The sequence below is a fragment of the Curtobacterium sp. SORGH_AS_0776 genome, assembly GCF_031453355.1.
Classification (GTDB): Bacteria; Actinomycetota; Actinomycetes; order Actinomycetales; family Microbacteriaceae; genus Curtobacterium.
The window spans coordinates 571,652-586,260 of record NZ_JAVIYU010000001.1; the positions used below are offsets into that span (position 1 = coordinate 571,652).

A 14,609-nucleotide genomic window follows, 5' to 3' on the forward strand; every position below is an offset into this window, starting at 1 on the left:
CAGCCCACGCCGAGTCCGCCGAGCCGAGACTCGGCCCAGCCTCCTACGCGGTCAGTGCGGACTCGATCGCGAGTGGGCGCAGTGCCGGCTACGCGGTCAGTGCGGACTCGATGGCGTCGACGAACGCCGGCAGGTCGTCCGGGTTCCGCGAGGTGATGAGCCCGCCGTCGACCTGGACCTCCTGGTCGACCCACTCGGCCCCGGCGTTCCGCACGTCGGTCTGCAGCGACGGGAACGACGTGATCGTCTTCCCCGACACGACGCCGGCCTCGATGAGGGTCCACGGCCCGTGGCAGATCGCGGCGACCGGCTTGCCGGCCTCCGCGAACGCCTGCACGAGGGAGACCGCCTGCTGGTCGGTGCGGAGGGTGTCGGCGTTGATCGTGCCCCCGGGGACGACGAGCGCGTCGAACGAGCCGGCGTTGACACCGGCGATGGTGGTGTCCGGGTCGACGTTCTTGCCCGGGTCCTTGTCGCCGACGAGGGTCGCGATCGCCCCGGTCTCCTGCGCCGCCACCGTCACCGTCGCGCCGCGCTCGCGGAGCTGGTCGATCGGGACGACGATCTCGTCCTGCTCCACGCCGTAGTTCGTCGCGATGACGAGGATCTTCTTGCCGTCGAGTGCTGCCATGGTCGTTCCTTCCGCGGCCCGGTCGTTCCGGCCGCACGACCAGCGTCGTCGGGGAGCGCTGGAAGCGTCCGCAGGTGGACAGCCGTGGGCGGCGGTCCAGTCAGCCGCGGATGCGGAAGGCCGTTCCCTCGCGCTCCACGGAGATGCCGTCGTAGCCGCCCACTCGGTACAGTCCCGCGGTGACGTCGGCCTCGAGCGTCCCCACGACGACCGTGGTAGCCCCGGAGGCGATGGCGGCCTCGAGCCCGGCGGGTGCGTCCTCGAAGGCCACGCAGTCGGCGGCGTCGACACCGAGCAGTGCCGCACCGCGCAGGTACCCGTCCGGGTGCGGCTTGCCGTGCTCGACGTCCTCGGAGGCGACGAGCGCCTCGGGCACGTGCACCCCGGCGGCCTGCATCCGCTCCACCGCGAGGTCGCGGGGCGCACTCGTGACGATCGCGACCGGCACCCCGGCGTCGACCAGGCGGGACACGAACGCCCCGGCGCCCGGGACCTCCGAGATGCCCTCGGTGCTCTCGCGCTCCTCGGCGACGAGCCCGGCAGCGATCCGCAGCTGCTCGTCGTGGTCGAGGTCGGGCAGGAAGCGCTGGATCGTGCTGATCGCCTGACGACCGTGCGAGAAGGCGAGGATCTCCGCGGGGTCGATGCCGTGCTCGACACCGAACCGGGTCCAGGTCGCCTCGACCACCGCGGTCGAGTCGACGAGCGTCCCGTCCATGTCGAAGAGGACCCCGGACGCCACGATGTCGATCACGCGCCCGACCCTAGCGTGCCACCCCGGTCACTCGCCGGGGTCCGGCGCGCGGCCCCGGTCACTCGCCGGGGTCGGGCGCCCGTACGTACCGGGTGAGCAGCACACCGTCACGCCCGAGGAGCACGTGGGCCGGCCGGAAGCGCCGGAGGTCGGGCGAACCGCCGTGGGTGATGCGCGGGCCGGCGCCACCCTCGAGCGACGGGTCGACCGTCAGCGTGAGTTCGTCCACGAGGTCCGCCGACACGAGCGCCCCGAAGAACGTCGGTCCGCCCTCGCAGTGCACCGTGCCGAGACCGCGCGACACCAGGGCGTCCCGCAGGGCGACGGGGTCGACCGTGTCCGGGTCGTCGTCGGAGCTGCACGGCACGACGTCCGCGACCGCCGCGAGCGCCGCGGCCCGGGGCGACGACGATGCGGTCGTCGAGGTGAGGACGATCGGACGCACCGGCGCCTCGGTGAACACCCGGGACGCCGGGTCGAGGGACAGCGAGCCCGAGACGATCGCGAACACCGGGTGGTCGGGCAGCCCGTGCGCCCGCCGCCACACCACGTCGGCGTCGTGCAGCACCATCGGCCCGTAGCCCTCGTCACGGACCGTCCCCGCGGCCACCAGCACCGCGTCGGCCACCCGGCGCAGCAGGTCGAACACGCGCAGGTCGTCCGGCCCGCCGAGCGATCCCGAGACCCCGTCACCCGCGGCCGTCGCCGAGCCGTCGAGCGTCGTCACGAAGTTCACCCGCAGCCAGGGCGCGACCGCCCCCGCCGTGTACAGCTCGAGCAGCTCGTCGTCGGACAGGTCGGCGATCGACGGCGGGAGGACGCTCACGTGTTGTGCCGCGCTTCCACCGGTGCCCGCCAGCCGAGCGTCGCCTCGACCATGCGCATCGCGTCCACGCTCTCGGCGACGTCGTGCATCCGGACGATCCGCGCGCCGAGCATCGCGCTCACCGTCGCGACCGCCAACGACCCCGCCAGTCGCTCACCGCGGGGACGCCCGAGCGACTCCCCCACGAAGTCCTTGTTCGAGACCGCCGCGAGCACCGGGTAGCCGAGCGCGACCACCTCGGGCAGGCGTCGGGTGAGCTCGAGCGTGTGCACCGTGTTCTTGTTGAGGTCGTGCCCCGGGTCGACGATGATCCGCGACTCCGGGATGCCGGCCGCGAGGGCCCGGTCGACCCGTTCGCGCAGGAACCCGACGACCTCGGTCGTCACGTCGCCGTACTGCGGCGGGGCCGGCAGCGGACGACGGGGCTCCGCCAGCGAGTGCGTGACCACGATCGTCGCGTCGGAGTCCGCCACGACGGCCGCCATCCGGGGGTCGGACAGCCCGGTCGTGTCGTTCACCACGCTCGCACCGGCCTCGATCGCCGCTGCGGCGACCTCGGGCCGGAAGGTGTCGACGCTGATCGTCACGTCGGACTCCTGCGCGAGCTGCCGGACGACGGGGACGACGCGGTCGATCTCGTCGGCGGCGGGCAGCTCCGGCCCCGGCGCGAACTTCACGCCGCCGATGTCGACCCAGTCCGCGCCCTGCTCGGCCGCGTGCACGGCGGCCTCGACGGCACGGTCGAGTGCGAACGTCGCGCCGCGGTCGTGGAACGAGTCGGGCGTGCGGTTCACGATCGCCATGACGGCGATGCGGTGGTCGAAGTCGAAGGTCCGGCGGCCGATGGTGCGCACGGGCTCGCGCAGGTCGGGGACGACCCACCCGGGTGCGGTGGCAGCAGGGCCCTGGCGCGCCCCGCTCAGCGGCGACGCGAAGCGTTGCGCGGGGCGCGCCGACCGAGCCTGCGAGGGAGGCGACCCGCCTCGCTCGGTCGTCACGCGTCCGCCCCGCGGCCGGCTCCGACATCCGCGCCTGCACCGATCAGGGCGATCGCCTCGGCCCGTCCGGCGGCCTCGGCCAGGGTGCCGGTCGCTGCCACGGTCACGGTCGTCGACCCGGTCTGCCGCTCCCCGCGGGTCGTCACGCACTGGTGCTGCGCGTCGAGGACCACGAGGACGCCGGCGGCCCCGAGCCCCTCGGCGATGGTCGCCGCGACCTGCTCGCCGAGCCGCTCCTGCAGCTGCGGACGGGAGGCCACCGCGTCGAGCACGCGCGACAGCGTGCCGAGGCCGATGAGCCGGTCCCCCGGCGCGTACGCGAGGTGCGCCACACCGAGGAACGGGAGCAGGTGGTGCTCGCAGACGGACCGGAACTTCACGTCGCGCACGATGACGAGCTGCCCGCGGTCGCCCGGTTCGGCGTGGACCGTGCCGTCGCGGGCGATCGCCACCGCGTCCGTCCCGATGCCGGAGAAGAACTCGGCGTACGACTCGGCCACACGAGCGGGCGTGCGGGCGAGCTCCGCACGGTCGGGATCCTCGCCGATCGCGAGCAGGAGCTCCCGCACCGCGGACTCGATGCGCGCACGGTCCAGACGTTGGTTCACCCGTCCATCCAACACCAGCCCTGGCCGCAGAACGCGACCGGCCACCGGGCGTGACGTACCCCGTCGAGGCGAGCCGCGCCTCCAGGAAATCCCCTGGAAGGAAGCTGTGACGTGCCGGAAACCCAGCGCCCTTTAAGCTTGTTCGGTGAGCGCCCCGCAGACCGACACCACGCCCCGGAACCGCTTCGCGACCGGCCTCGACCGCTTCTTCTCCATCACGCACCGCGGATCGACGATCCCCCGCGAGATCCGGGGCGGCCTCGTCTCCTTCGTGACGATGGCCTACATCGTCATCCTCAACCCGCTCATCCTCGGTGGGTTCAGCCAGGACCAGGCGCCGCAGGACGTCCTCGGCGGCTGGCTGCAGAACGCCCAGGTCGCCGCGGCCACCGGACTCGTCGCCGGGCTCATGACGATCGCGATGGGCCTCATCGCGAACCTGCCGTTCGGCATCGCCGCGGGGCTCGGGATCAACTCGTTCCTCGCCGTCAGCGTCGTGCACCAGGTCACCTGGGCCGAGGCGATGGGCCTGGTCGTCATCAACGGCGTCGTGATCGTGATCCTGGCGTTGACGGGCATCCGGACGATGATCTTCACGGCCGTGCCCGCGCAGCTCAAGGCGGCCATCACCGTCGGCATCGGCCTGTTCATCGCGTTCATCGGCCTGGTCGACTCCGGGTTCGTCCGCACCACGAAGAACGCCTCCCCGCCGCTGCAGCTCGGCGAGGACGGCTCCATCGCAGCACTGCCGACCATCGTCTTCCTGATCGGCCTCGTCATCATCGGCACGCTGATGGCCCGCAAGGTCCGGGGCGCCCTGCTCATCGGCATCGTGGCGACCACGGTCATCGCGATCATCCTGCAGGCGATCTTCAAGGTACCGACCTCGGTCGACTCGCCCACCGGCTGGAACCTCAACGCGCCGGGGCTGCCTTCCGCGCTGTTCGCGGTGCCCGACCTGTCGCTCGTCGGCCACGCGGACGTCTTCGGCGCCTTCACCCGCATCGGTCCCATCGCCGCGTCGATGCTCGTCTTCACCCTCGTCTTCACGAACTTCTTCGACGCCATGGGCACGATGACAGGCCTCGCGAAGGCCGCCGGTGTCGCGAACCCCGATGGCACCTTCCCGCGCCTGAAGTCGGCGCTCGTCGTCGAGGGTGCCGGTGCCATCGCCGGTGGTGGCGCCTCGGTGTCGTCGAACACCGTGTTCATCGACTCCGCCGCCGGCATCGGCGAGGGCGCCCGGACCGGCATGGCCTCCGTCGTCACGGGTCTGCTGTTCCTAGCGTCGATGTTCCTCACGCCGCTGACGCAGGTCGTCCCGCTCGAGGTCGCCGCCGCCGGGCTCGTGGTCGTCGGTGCGCTCATGGTGGCGCAGGTGAAGGACATCGACTGGACCGACTTCGGGGCGGCGCTGCCGGCGTTCCTGACGATCGTGATCATGCCGCTGACCTACTCGATCGCGAACGGCATCGGTGCGGGGTTCATCAGCTGGGTGCTCATCAAGCTGCTGTCCGGCCGCGGCCGTCAGGTGTCGTGGCTGCTGTACGTCGTGGCGGCGGGCTTCCTGCTGTACTTCGCGCGGGGGCCGCTCGAGGTGCTGCTCGGCGTCGGCTGAGGCGCGGCGCGGGCGCTTGCGTCCGCTCGCTGCGCTCGCGTTTCGCACAACGAAAGTCGCCCCGAACCACGGACAGTCGTGGTTCGGGGCGTCTTGCGTTGTGCGCGGGCACCGGTCCCGGGAGGCGCGGCCTCAGTCCGCCAGGTCGGCCGGCGTCGCCTCGTGGTGGCGTCGGCCCTGGGAGCGCCGGTCCTCCTTCATGCCCGCCTCGAACAGGTGCTTCCGTCCCTGCACGAGCTCGTCCCGCGCGGTCCGTTCGAGCTCCTTCGCGAGGGCGTAGTACCCGTCGTCGTAGTCCTCGACGACCTGGAACGTCCACCGGCCGGCGATGACGTTGCGTCCGACGAGCTCCGAGTCGATGCGGTCCGCCAGCTCGGTGTGGCCCGCGTCCCGGAGCTGCTCGACGGCCTCGCCGATGTTCAGGTCCGCCATCCCGGTCAGCCGGTGGAACCCATAGAGCAGGCCGCGGGCGTGCTCGATCACCTCGACCGCTGCCGACAGGGTGCCGAGCGCCTCGACCGTGGCGTCCGAGACCCCCTCGGGCACGCGGTGCTGCTCGTCGGGGCCCTGTGCGTCGTCGTGCGGTGCGTCGTTCGTCATGGGTCCCGTCTACCGGACCGCTGCTCCCACCGCTCCGAGGTGCCGGGGTCGGCCGGGGGCGGTACGGTTCGGGCATGACCAGGTGGGTCGCGCTGCTGCGCGGGGTGAACGTCAACGGGATCACGATCAGGAGCGCCGAACTCGCGGCGCTGTTCCGAGAACGCGGCTACCAGGACGTCCGGACCGTCCTCGCCTCGGGGAACGTGGTGTTCGGCTCGGACGGCACGGCCGCCGCCCTGAAGACCGACATCGAGCAGTCGCTCCGGGACCGCTTCGGATACGACGCCTGGATCGTGCTCGTTCCCCACGACGACCTCGCTGCCGTCGTGGACGGCTTCCCGTTCCCCGCCGCCGAGGACCGCCACGACTACGTCGTGTTCGGCTCCGACGAGGACGCCCTCGACGACCTGCTGGCCGACCTCGAGGTCGACGAGTCCGTCGAGCGCGTCGCACGCGGCGTGGGGGTCGTCTACTGGTCGTGCCCGAAGGGGTCGAGCACGGACACGGTGTTCGCCAAGCGGGCCGGTGCCGCACGCTTCAAGCGGACGACGACGACCCGCAACGCGAACACGCTCCGGAAGCTCCTGTGAGCCGGGGTGGTCTGCACCACGTCGAACTGCGCACCGCCGACCTCGACGCGTCCGGTCCCGCGTGGGACTGGCTCCTGACCGAGCTCGGCCACGAGCCCTTCCAGCGGTGGCCCGACGGGCGCAGCTGGCGGCTCGGCGACCTGTACGTCGTACTCGAGAGCGCCCCGCTGCCGGGCGAGCACGATCGACGACGCCCGGGCCTGAGCCACCTCGCGTTCCACGCCGGCGGCATCGACGACGTGGCCCGGATCTGGGCGGCCGCACCCGGGCACGGATGGCGACGCCTCTACGAGGACCGCCATCCGCACGCCGGCGGGCCGGACCACCACGCGGCGTTCCTCGAGGACGCCGAACGGTTCAAGGTCGAACTCGTCGCCGACTGAGCAGCGCCGACCGGCCGCGGACAGCCACGGTCAGGACTGCGCCGGCTGCCCGTTGCTCGCGGTGGTGCCACCGTCGACCGGCAGGATCGCCCCGGTGATGAACGACGCCGCGTCACTCGCCAGGAACAGCACGGCCGCCGCGACCTCGTGCGCACGACCCGCGCGGCCGAGGGCGATCCGCTCCTCGAACTTCTCCTGCAGCTCCTCGTCCTCAGCCTGGTCCTGCGTGAGGTCCGTCCAGACGAGCCCCGGCGCCACGGCGTTCACGCGGACGCCGAACTGCCCGTTGTCGAGCGCGGCGGCCTTGGTGAAGTTCGAGACCCCGCCCTTCGCCGCGTTGTAGGGGCTCATCCGCCAGTCCGCGTCCTCGCCGGACACCGACGAGGTGTTCACGATCGACCCCTTCGTGGCACGGAGGAACGGCAGCGCCGCGCGCGTGCCGTAGAACACGCTGGAGAGGTCGGTCTCGATCACGCGGTGCCACTCGTCCGGCGTGATGTCCGTGATGTCGCCGGAGCTGAAGGTGCCGGCGTTGTTCACCAGCACGTCGATGCGGTCGAACCGCTCGATGGCCGTGTCGACGACCCGCTGCCAGTCGGCGGGGCTCGCGGCGTCGGCGTGGAGCGCCACGACCCGGTCGCTCGGCAGGCTGTCGCCGACCGCTCGCACCTTCTCGTCGACGCTGTCGGTCAGGACGACGGACGCGCCCTCGTCGACGAACGCCCGCACGGTCGCCTCGCCGATGCCGGACCCGGCACCCGTGACGATCGCCACCTTGCCCTCGAACCGGTTGCCCATGGTGTCTCCTCTCGTTGCACGATCCGTGCCCGGGGAGACGCCATCGGCCCGGCGGGGCACGGCGAGCCATGGTGCCCGCACCCGCCTGGGCGCGTTCGGAGGGACTCAGGCGGTCGCTTCGTCCGGCTCCAGGTCGCGGTCGAGCGAGATGGTCGGGATCGACGCCGTGATGACCGATCCGTCGGCTCGGAGGGTGCCCTGGATGTCGGCTGTCGTCGGCGTGCGCCCGGACATCCGCGGGCCCTGGTGCGGCAGTCGCACGACGGTCGGCTCGCCGGCCGTGACGTCCCACTGCTGGTTGTGCACCCACGCCGTGAACCCGGAACCCGTCTCGACCGTGAAGGTCATGGCGTCCTGCTCGAGGTCGACGCGCACCCGTGACCCGCGCACGGTGAGCCGGTAGGTGATCCGCTCCCAGTCCCTCGGCAGCCGCGGGTTGAAGGTCATCCGGCCGCCGTGGTCCCGCATGCCGCCGAACCCGTTCACGACCGCACCCCAGATGCCGCCCGTCGAGGCGATGTGCACCCCGTCGGTCGTGTTGCCGTGCAGGTCGGCGAGGTCGACGTACAGCGCCGTCTGGAAGTACTGCAGCGCGAGGTCGTGGTACCCGACCTCGGCCGCCATGATCGACTGCACGACGGCCGACAGCGTGGAGTCGCCCGTCGTGAGGGCGTCGTAGTAGTCGAAGTCGCGACGCTTCTCGGCAGCGGTGAACTCGTGCCCCTGCAGGAACAGCGCGAGCACGACGTCGGCCTGCTTGAGCACCTGGAACCGGTAGATCACCAGCGGGTGGTAGTGGAGCAGCAGCGGTCGCTTGCTCTCGGGGGTGTTGTCGAGGTCCCAGAGTTCCTTGTCGAGGAACTGGGCGTCCTGCGGGTGGATGCCACGGTGCGGATCGAACGGGATCTCCATCGACTCGGCCGCGTGCTCCCAGTCGGTGACCTCTTGCGCCTGCAACCCGGTCCGCCGCACCATGCGGTCGTACTCTTCCGGGTCGTCGGCTGCGAGCTCGCGGCAGGCGTTCACGGCGAACCACAGGTTCGCCCGGGCCATCACGTTCGTGTAGAGGTTGTCGTCGACGACCGTCGTGTACTCGTCGGGACCGGTGACGCCGTCGATGTGGAACTTCTTGTCGCCGTTCGACCGCCAGAACCCGAGGTCCTCCCACAGGCGGGCGGTCTCGACGAGGATGTCGATCGCACCGCGCTTGAGGAATTCGCGGTCGTCCGAGGCGCGGACGTACTGCATGAGCGCATGCGCGATGTCCGCGTCGATGTGGTACTGCGCGGTGCCGGCGGCGTAGTAGGCGCTGGACTCCTCGCCGTTGATCGTCCGCCAGGGGAACAGCGCGCCGTGCTGGTTCAGCTCGCGGGCGCGGGACCGAGCTGCGTCGAGCATGTTGTAGCGGAACCGCAGGGCGTTCCGGGCGACGATCGGCGCCGTGTAGGACAGGAACGGCAGGACGTAGATCTCCATGTCCCAGAAGTAGTGGCCGCCGTACCCGGAGCCCGTGACGCCCTTCGCCGCGATGCCGTGCCCGTCGGTCCGGGCCGTGGCCTGCGCGAGCATGAACAGGTTCCACCGGACGGCCTGCTGGAGCGCGGGCTGCCCGACGATCTCGACGTCGCTCCGCGCCCAGAAGTCGTCCATCCACTCGGCCTGCCGCGCGAACGCGGCGTCGACGGACTCGGCACGCGAGCGATCGAGGGTCCGCTCGCAGCGGTCGGCGAGTTCGCGCGCCGGGACCCCGCGGGACGTGTGGTAGACCACGTGCTTCGTCAGGCGGATCGACTGCCCGGCGCGCGCCTGCACGCGGTAGACGTGCTTCGCCAGGTCGTCCTCGATCGACGAGGACTCGTCCCAGCTGTTCTCGGTCTCGAGGTGGTGCTCGACGCCGACGCAGATCGTCATGCCCGAGCTCGCCGCCTGGTACCCGAGCAGCGAACGGCCGCCGGTGCTGCGCTTGAGCTTCGGCTCGAGCACCCGCTCGGTGAACGCCTCGGCCTTGCGCGGGTCGAACGCGTTCGCCGCCGCACGCATCCCCGCGTGGTACTCGTCCTGCACGTCCTGCCGGTTGAGGATCTGGCTCGACAGCAGGATCGAGGCGTCCGCGTCGAGCACGGTCACCTCGTAGTCGATGACCGCCAGGTGTCGGTCGGTGAACGACACCAGCCGCCGCGACCGGATGAGCACGCGCTTGCCCGAGGGCGTCGACCACTCGGTCTCGCGGAACAGGTACCCGCCCCGGAAGTCGAGCCGCCGGGTGTGCCGGAGGATGTCCGCCTCGGCCAGGACGAGCGGTTCGTCGTCGACGTACAGGCGGATCACCTTGGCGTCGGGCGCGTTGATGATCGTCTGCCCGGTCTTCGCGAAGCCGAAGGCGTCCTCGGCGTGGCGGATCGGCCAGGTCTCGTGGAAGCCGTTGATGTACGTGCCGTACTGCACGCCGCCACGACCCTCGTCGAGGTTGCCGCGCAGGCCCAGGTACCCGTTGCCGACGGCGAAGTTCGTCTCGGCGACGCCCTGCTCGTCGGGCGCGTACTCGGTCTCGACGAGGGCCCACTCGTCGATCGGGTAGCGGACGCGGTCCAGCGGGTCGGAGGTGATGGGGTTCATGGTGCTCCGTGGGGGAGGAGGGTGTTCGTGGGAGGGTCGGGTGGGCCTGGAGGCGCGGATCGCCTCGGCCGCTGGCGCCTACGTCGTGCTCGTGGCCGGTTCCGGCAGCTCGTCGACGAGGTCGCCGAGGTCGCCGACCACGACGTCGGCACCGTGCGCCCGGAGCGCGTCGGCCCCGGCTCCGCGATCGACGCCGATCACGAGCCCGAAGGCACCGTTCCGTCCCGCCTCGACCCCGCTCGTGGCGTCCTCGACCACGACGCACTCGGCAGCGGTCAGGCCGAACCGGCTCGCGGCGTCGAGGTAGGTGTCGGGCGCGGGCTTGCCGGCCAGACCGTCTTCGCGGGCGACGAGGCCGTCGACCACCACGGGGAAGCGCTCGAGGATGCCGGCCGTGCGGAGCACCTGCACGGCGTTGGCGGAGCTCGACACGACGGCGACGGACAACCCGGCGTCGATGGCGGCGACGAGGAACCGGAGCGAACCGGGGTAGGGCTCCACCCCGTGCTCGGTCAGCTCGGCCGTGAACTCGGCGTTCTTCCGGTTGCCGAGCCCGCACACCGTGTCGGCGTCCGGCGGGTCGTCCGGGGTGCCCTGCGGCAGGTCGATGCCGCGGGACTCGAGCAGGGAGCGCACCCCGTCGTACCGGGGCTTGCCGTCGACGTACGCGAAGTAGTCCTGTTCCGTGTACGGAGTGACGCCGTGCTGGGCGAGGTAGGGCGTGAACAGCCGGCTCCACGCACGCATGTGGACGTCGGCGGTGGGGGTGAGGACACCGTCCAGGTCGAACAGGAGCGCTCGCTGGTCAGCGAGTCGCGCGGGTGTGCGCCGGTCCGGCGTCGTCATGTGCTGCCCTCCGGGGGACGGGGTCGTCGACGTTGCTTCCGGACGAGTCTAGGACCGCTCCAGGACCGATGTTCAGGCGCGCCGGGCCCCTGTGGAAAGAGTTCACACACTCGTTCGCTGTGCAGGAGGTTCAGCGCAGCGCAGCGCCCGACGGCAGCGTCCGCACCCACTCCTCGATCGCCGAACCGATCTGCTGCCGGGCGTCGGTCCGCGAGATCGTCGCGGTGTCGTCCCCGGGCTGCGCACCGTACGCGCCGAAGTCGGCGTGGTTCGCGCCCTGCACCTCGACCGTCATCGCGTTCGACGGCAGCAGGTGCCGCGCGGCGTCGACCTTCTCGGGGGTGTAGAGCCCGTCACGCGACCCCGAGACGCTGAGCACGCTGATGTACGACTTGCTGATGTCGTTCGCGCAGTAGCTGCCGAGCAGGAGCAGCCCGTCGGCGTCCGGCGCGAGCTGGCACGCGCGCACGCCACCGAGCGAGTGACCGCCGACCGCCCAGGACCGGACGTCGGGGGCATGGGACTCGAACGTCGACAGCGGGCGGGTGTCGAAGAAGGCGAGGTGCAGCGTCGGCTTCGTGATGACGACGGTCGTCCCGCTGGCGACCACCTGCCGGAACGTCGCCATGTACGCGTACGGGTCGACCTTCGCGCCCGGGATGAACACGATACCCGCGCCGTTCGCGGTGCCGGTCGGCGTCATCACCACGGCGTCCCCGGCATCCCGGACGGCCACACGGTCGTCCCGCCAGACCTGCAGCGCCGCGCTCCGTGTGCCCTGCATGACGATGTTCGCCCAGACGAGGAACACCACCGCGATCAGCACGACCACGGCGACGACCCAGGCGGTCCAGCGGAGTGCTCGGTTCATGGTGTCCCTGCTTCCTGCGGGCGTCGGGCGGTGACGGTGAGCCAGCGCTCGTCGGCACCCGGGCGCGTGGTCTCACGGACGTCGACGTCGGTCCAGCCGGAACGGCTGACGACCTCGGCCAGGGGTCCCGGCGTCCAGTAGGTGAAGTGTCGCGCGAGGTCGAGCTTCCGCGTGCTCCACGCGTCGCCGTCGCCGAGCTTCACGGTGGCGGCCAGCACACCGCCGGGGTGCACGGCGTCGCGGAGCCGCACGAGGACGCCCTCGAGCTCCGTCCGACCGACGTGCAGCAGCACGGCGTTCGCGAACACGGCCTCGTACGGGCCGCCGAACGCGTCCGAGCGCACGTCGACGAGGCGCGCCTCGTGCCCCGCGGACCGCAGCGCGTCGACGAACGACCGCGCTCCGTCGGTCCGGTCGACGACGAGTCCGGCCGCCTCGAGCGCGAGGGCGTCACGCCCCGGGCCCGACCCGAGCTCGAGCACCCGCGCCCCGACCGGGACGAGTGCGAGCAGGTCGTCGACGAGCCCGGCACGGTGGTCGACGGTGCGCTCGGCGTAGCGGTCGGCCGCACGCTCGTAGGCGTCCAGCGTGCGCTCGGCCGTGAGGTCACGACGCATCACGACCTCGTGCCGACCGTCGGGCAGCGGGTCACCGGGCTCGTCGGCCGCGGTGAAGCCACAGCGCTCGTACGTGCGACGGGCCGTGGCGTTGTCCGGCATGACCGACAGCTCGAGGGTGTCGGCCCCGGCGCTCGCGGCCCAGGTCGCGACCGCACGGATGAGCGCGGCCGCGACCCCTCGGCCGCGGGCGGCGGGGTCGACCCACATCGAGATGAGTTCGGCGGAGCCGGGGCCCTCGCCCGGGACGCCGCTGGCCATGCCGACGACGGAGTCGTCCTCGGCGTGGGCGAGCAGGTCGAGCGCTCCGGGGATCGAGAGGCGGGTCCGCCACCGGTGCTCGGGCGCGTCGGCCCAGTCGGCGAGCGTGGACCCGAAGGCCTCCGGTGCGTCCTCGAGCGCCGCGAGCCGGACCGGACGCCAGGTCTCCCAGTCGTCCGCCGTCACCCGGCGCAGCGCGATCGTCACGCCCCGACGCTACCGCCCGCGGGTGCGAGCCGACCCTGCCGGGCCGACCCGCGCCTCCTGGACCGGATCAGACCGCCGCAGCCTCCGTGGCGGCCGCACGCAGCTCCGCCGCCGCGGCTGCGACGTCGTCCGCGCTGTAGATGGCGCTCCCGGCGACGGCGATGATCGCTCCGGACGCCTGCACGGCCGCGATCGACGACGCGTTCACGCCGCCCGCGATCGAGAAGGGGACGCCGGAGGCCTCGCCGGCCTCGAGCAGGGTGGAGAAGGTGAAGCCCTCCTCGGCCTGCTCGTCGAGCCCCGCGTGCACCTCGACGAACTGCGCGCCGAGGGCGACGACCTCACGGGCCCGTGCGGGCTTGTCCGCGACGCCGATGAGGTCGACGACGACGCCCTTGCCGTGCTTCTCGGCAGCGGCGACCGCGCCCGCGATGGTCGAGTCCCCGGCGACGCCGAGGACGGTGACCAGGTCGGCGCCCGCAGCGAACGCGATGTCCGCCTCGAGCTCGCCGGCGTCCATGGTCTTGAGGTCGGCGAACACGGTCTTGTCCGGGTGGGCCTCCTTCATCGCAGTGATGACGGAGAGCCCGGCGCTCTTGATGAGCGGCGTGCCGAGCTCGAGGACGTCGACGCTCGGGGCGGCCTTCGCGGCGAGGTCGAGCGCGGCCTCGGTGGTGAGGGTGTCGATGGCGAACTGGATCTGCATGGGTGTGCCTTTCACTCGAGGTTGGCGTGGCTGGGCCACAGGTCGTCGGCGGAGCGTCCGCTCCGGGTCCACAGGGCGTGGAAGAGTGCGTCGCCGAGCAGGACCACGGCCTGCTCGAAGCGGCTGCCCGCGTACTGCTCGGAGGCGCTGCCCGATCGGTCCGTCTTCGTCGCGGCGGGCACGACGAGGGTGACGGCGGCGAGCGCGCCGAGCGGCGAGTCGTCGGTCGTCGACACGGCGAGCACGTCAGCGCCGACGTCGACCGTGGTGCGCGCCGCCTGGACGATGCCGGTGGTCGTGCCGGAGCCGCTCGCGACGAGCAGGACGTCCCCCGTCCGGATGGCCGGGGTCGTCACCTCGCCGACGACGTGCACGTCGAGTCCGAGGTGCATGAGCCGCATGGCCGTCATCCGCAGCGCGAGGCCGGAGCGGCCGGCCCCGTGGACGAACACGCGCTCGGCACCGCTGAGGAGGTCGAGCGCTGCATCGGTGTCGCCCCGGACCGTCTCGGCGAGGTCGGCGGACTCGCGGACGATCAGGGCGAGGGCGTCGGTCACGGTGTCAGCGGGCATGCCATCGATCGTGGTCGGGACGCGGGTCCGCCGCCGCTACCCGACACGGCGGGGTCCCCATCCGATCGGGTGGCCCCACCCGCTCGGGTGGGAGTCGTACGGTTGGT

16 protein-coding genes are annotated in these 14,609 nt (G+C 72.0%); 3 read left to right on the top strand and 13 right to left on the bottom strand.

Translation table 11 applies throughout. From position 1 onward, the window contains the following. Positions 1-88: 88 nt before the first annotated feature. From QE359_RS02815 to folE, 5 genes are all read right to left on the bottom strand, one after another. Complete coding sequence (locus QE359_RS02815; RefSeq protein ID WP_092385362.1) at positions 89-631, bottom strand: type 1 glutamine amidotransferase domain-containing protein; 543 nt, start codon at positions 629-631, stop codon at positions 89-91. Between the two features lie 100 nt (positions 632-731). Continuing rightward, on the bottom strand, positions 732-1,385 hold the full coding sequence (locus QE359_RS02820) for an HAD-IA family hydrolase (RefSeq protein ID WP_071302454.1): 654 nt from the start codon (positions 1,383-1,385) through the stop codon (positions 732-734). A 58-nt stretch (positions 1,386-1,443) separates the two neighbouring features. Next, a complete protein-coding gene (locus QE359_RS02825; protein WP_309777437.1) occupies positions 1,444-2,211 on the bottom strand; it encodes a pyrimidine reductase family protein in 768 nt (255 codons plus the stop codon). Then, positions 2,208-3,209 carry a dihydropteroate synthase gene (folP, locus tag QE359_RS02830; protein ID WP_309777439.1) on the bottom strand — a complete coding sequence of 334 codons (1,002 nt, stop codon included), beginning with the start codon at positions 3,207-3,209 and terminating at the stop codon, positions 2,208-2,210. The genes QE359_RS02825 and folP overlap by 4 nt, the downstream gene beginning before the upstream one ends. After that, a complete protein-coding gene (folE, locus tag QE359_RS02835; RefSeq protein ID WP_309777440.1) occupies positions 3,206-3,817 on the bottom strand; it encodes a GTP cyclohydrolase I in 612 nt (203 codons plus the stop codon). The genes folP and folE overlap by 4 nt, the downstream gene beginning before the upstream one ends. Positions 3,818-3,962: 145 nt before the next feature. Between folE and QE359_RS02840 the strand changes: the two genes are divergently transcribed. Continuing rightward, positions 3,963-5,435 (top strand): NCS2 family permease, encoded by a 1,473-nt coding sequence (locus tag QE359_RS02840; RefSeq protein ID WP_071295179.1) that lies wholly within the window; start codon positions 3,963-3,965, stop codon positions 5,433-5,435. 132 nt (positions 5,436-5,567) lie between these two features. On the opposite strand, the gene QE359_RS02845 is transcribed toward QE359_RS02840, so the two are convergent. After that, positions 5,568-6,035: a hypothetical protein gene (locus tag QE359_RS02845; protein WP_309777442.1), complete on the bottom strand. Its 468-nt coding sequence runs from the start codon at positions 6,033-6,035 to the stop codon at positions 5,568-5,570. 74 nt (positions 6,036-6,109) lie between these two features. Here QE359_RS02845 and QE359_RS02850 point away from each other — a divergent pair, with 74 nt between their 5' ends. Next, positions 6,110-6,625: a DUF1697 domain-containing protein gene (locus tag QE359_RS02850; RefSeq protein ID WP_309777443.1), complete on the top strand. Its 516-nt coding sequence runs from the start codon at positions 6,110-6,112 to the stop codon at positions 6,623-6,625. Next, on the top strand, positions 6,622-7,008 hold the full coding sequence (locus tag QE359_RS02855) for a VOC family protein (RefSeq protein ID WP_309777444.1): 387 nt from the start codon (positions 6,622-6,624) through the stop codon (positions 7,006-7,008). Before QE359_RS02850 ends, QE359_RS02855 begins: the two co-directional genes overlap by 4 nt. Before the next feature lie 30 nt (positions 7,009-7,038). Here QE359_RS02855 and QE359_RS02860 read toward each other — a convergent pair whose 3' ends face one another. The 7 genes from QE359_RS02860 to hxlB all read right to left on the bottom strand — a co-directional run bounded on the left by QE359_RS02860 (position 7,039) and on the right by hxlB (position 14,502). After that, positions 7,039-7,806 (bottom strand): SDR family NAD(P)-dependent oxidoreductase, encoded by a 768-nt coding sequence (locus tag QE359_RS02860; protein WP_309777445.1) that lies wholly within the window; start codon positions 7,804-7,806, stop codon positions 7,039-7,041. Positions 7,807-7,911: 105 nt separating this feature from the next. Beyond that, positions 7,912-10,422, bottom strand: coding sequence for a glycosyl hydrolase family 65 protein (locus QE359_RS02865; RefSeq protein WP_309777446.1), 2,511 nt, complete (start codon positions 10,420-10,422; stop codon positions 7,912-7,914). A 78-nt stretch (positions 10,423-10,500) separates the two neighbouring features. Beyond that, positions 10,501-11,268: a beta-phosphoglucomutase family hydrolase gene (locus QE359_RS02870; RefSeq protein WP_309777448.1), complete on the bottom strand. Its 768-nt coding sequence runs from the start codon at positions 11,266-11,268 to the stop codon at positions 10,501-10,503. Between the two features lie 130 nt (positions 11,269-11,398). Next, positions 11,399-12,139: an alpha/beta hydrolase gene (locus tag QE359_RS02875; RefSeq protein WP_309777450.1), complete on the bottom strand. Its 741-nt coding sequence runs from the start codon at positions 12,137-12,139 to the stop codon at positions 11,399-11,401. Continuing rightward, positions 12,136-13,224, bottom strand: a complete 1,089-nt coding sequence (locus tag QE359_RS02880) for a bifunctional GNAT family N-acetyltransferase/class I SAM-dependent methyltransferase (protein WP_309777451.1) — start codon at positions 13,222-13,224, stop codon at positions 12,136-12,138. Before QE359_RS02880 ends, QE359_RS02875 begins: the two co-directional genes overlap by 4 nt. Before the next feature lie 67 nt (positions 13,225-13,291). Continuing rightward, positions 13,292-13,930 (bottom strand): 3-hexulose-6-phosphate synthase, encoded by a 639-nt coding sequence (gene hxlA, locus QE359_RS02885; RefSeq protein WP_309777452.1) that lies wholly within the window; start codon positions 13,928-13,930, stop codon positions 13,292-13,294. 11 nt (positions 13,931-13,941) lie between these two features. Then, the gene (hxlB, locus tag QE359_RS02890; protein ID WP_309777453.1) at positions 13,942-14,502 is read right to left on the bottom strand and encodes a 6-phospho-3-hexuloisomerase; all 561 of its coding nucleotides are present in this window, start codon (positions 14,500-14,502) and stop codon (positions 13,942-13,944) included. Positions 14,503-14,609 lie beyond the last annotated feature (107 nt).

Bases quoted from the DNA above. Each gene is read 5' to 3' on its own strand.
- QE359_RS02815 (WP_092385362.1), bottom strand. From the start codon at position 631: ATGGCAGCACTCGACGGCAAGAAGATCCTCGTCATCGCGACGAACTAC.
- QE359_RS02850 (WP_309777443.1), top strand. From the start codon at position 6,110: ATGACCAGGTGGGTCGCGCTGCTGCGCGGGGTGAACGTCAACGGGATC.
- hxlA (WP_309777452.1), bottom strand. From the start codon at position 13,930: ATGCAGATCCAGTTCGCCATCGACACCCTCACCACCGAGGCCGCGCTC.
- hxlB (WP_309777453.1), bottom strand. From the start codon at position 14,502: ATGCCCGCTGACACCGTGACCGACGCCCTCGCCCTGATCGTCCGCGAG.
- QE359_RS02865 (WP_309777446.1), bottom strand. From the start codon at position 10,422: ATGAACCCCATCACCTCCGACCCGCTGGACCGCGTCCGCTACCCGATC.
- QE359_RS02860 (WP_309777445.1), bottom strand. From the start codon at position 7,806: ATGGGCAACCGGTTCGAGGGCAAGGTGGCGATCGTCACGGGTGCCGGG.
- QE359_RS02875 (WP_309777450.1), bottom strand. From the start codon at position 12,139: ATGAACCGAGCACTCCGCTGGACCGCCTGGGTCGTCGCCGTGGTCGTG.
- QE359_RS02845 (WP_309777442.1), bottom strand. From the start codon at position 6,035: ATGACGAACGACGCACCGCACGACGACGCACAGGGCCCCGACGAGCAG.
- QE359_RS02870 (WP_309777448.1), bottom strand. From the start codon at position 11,268: ATGACGACGCCGGACCGGCGCACACCCGCGCGACTCGCTGACCAGCGA.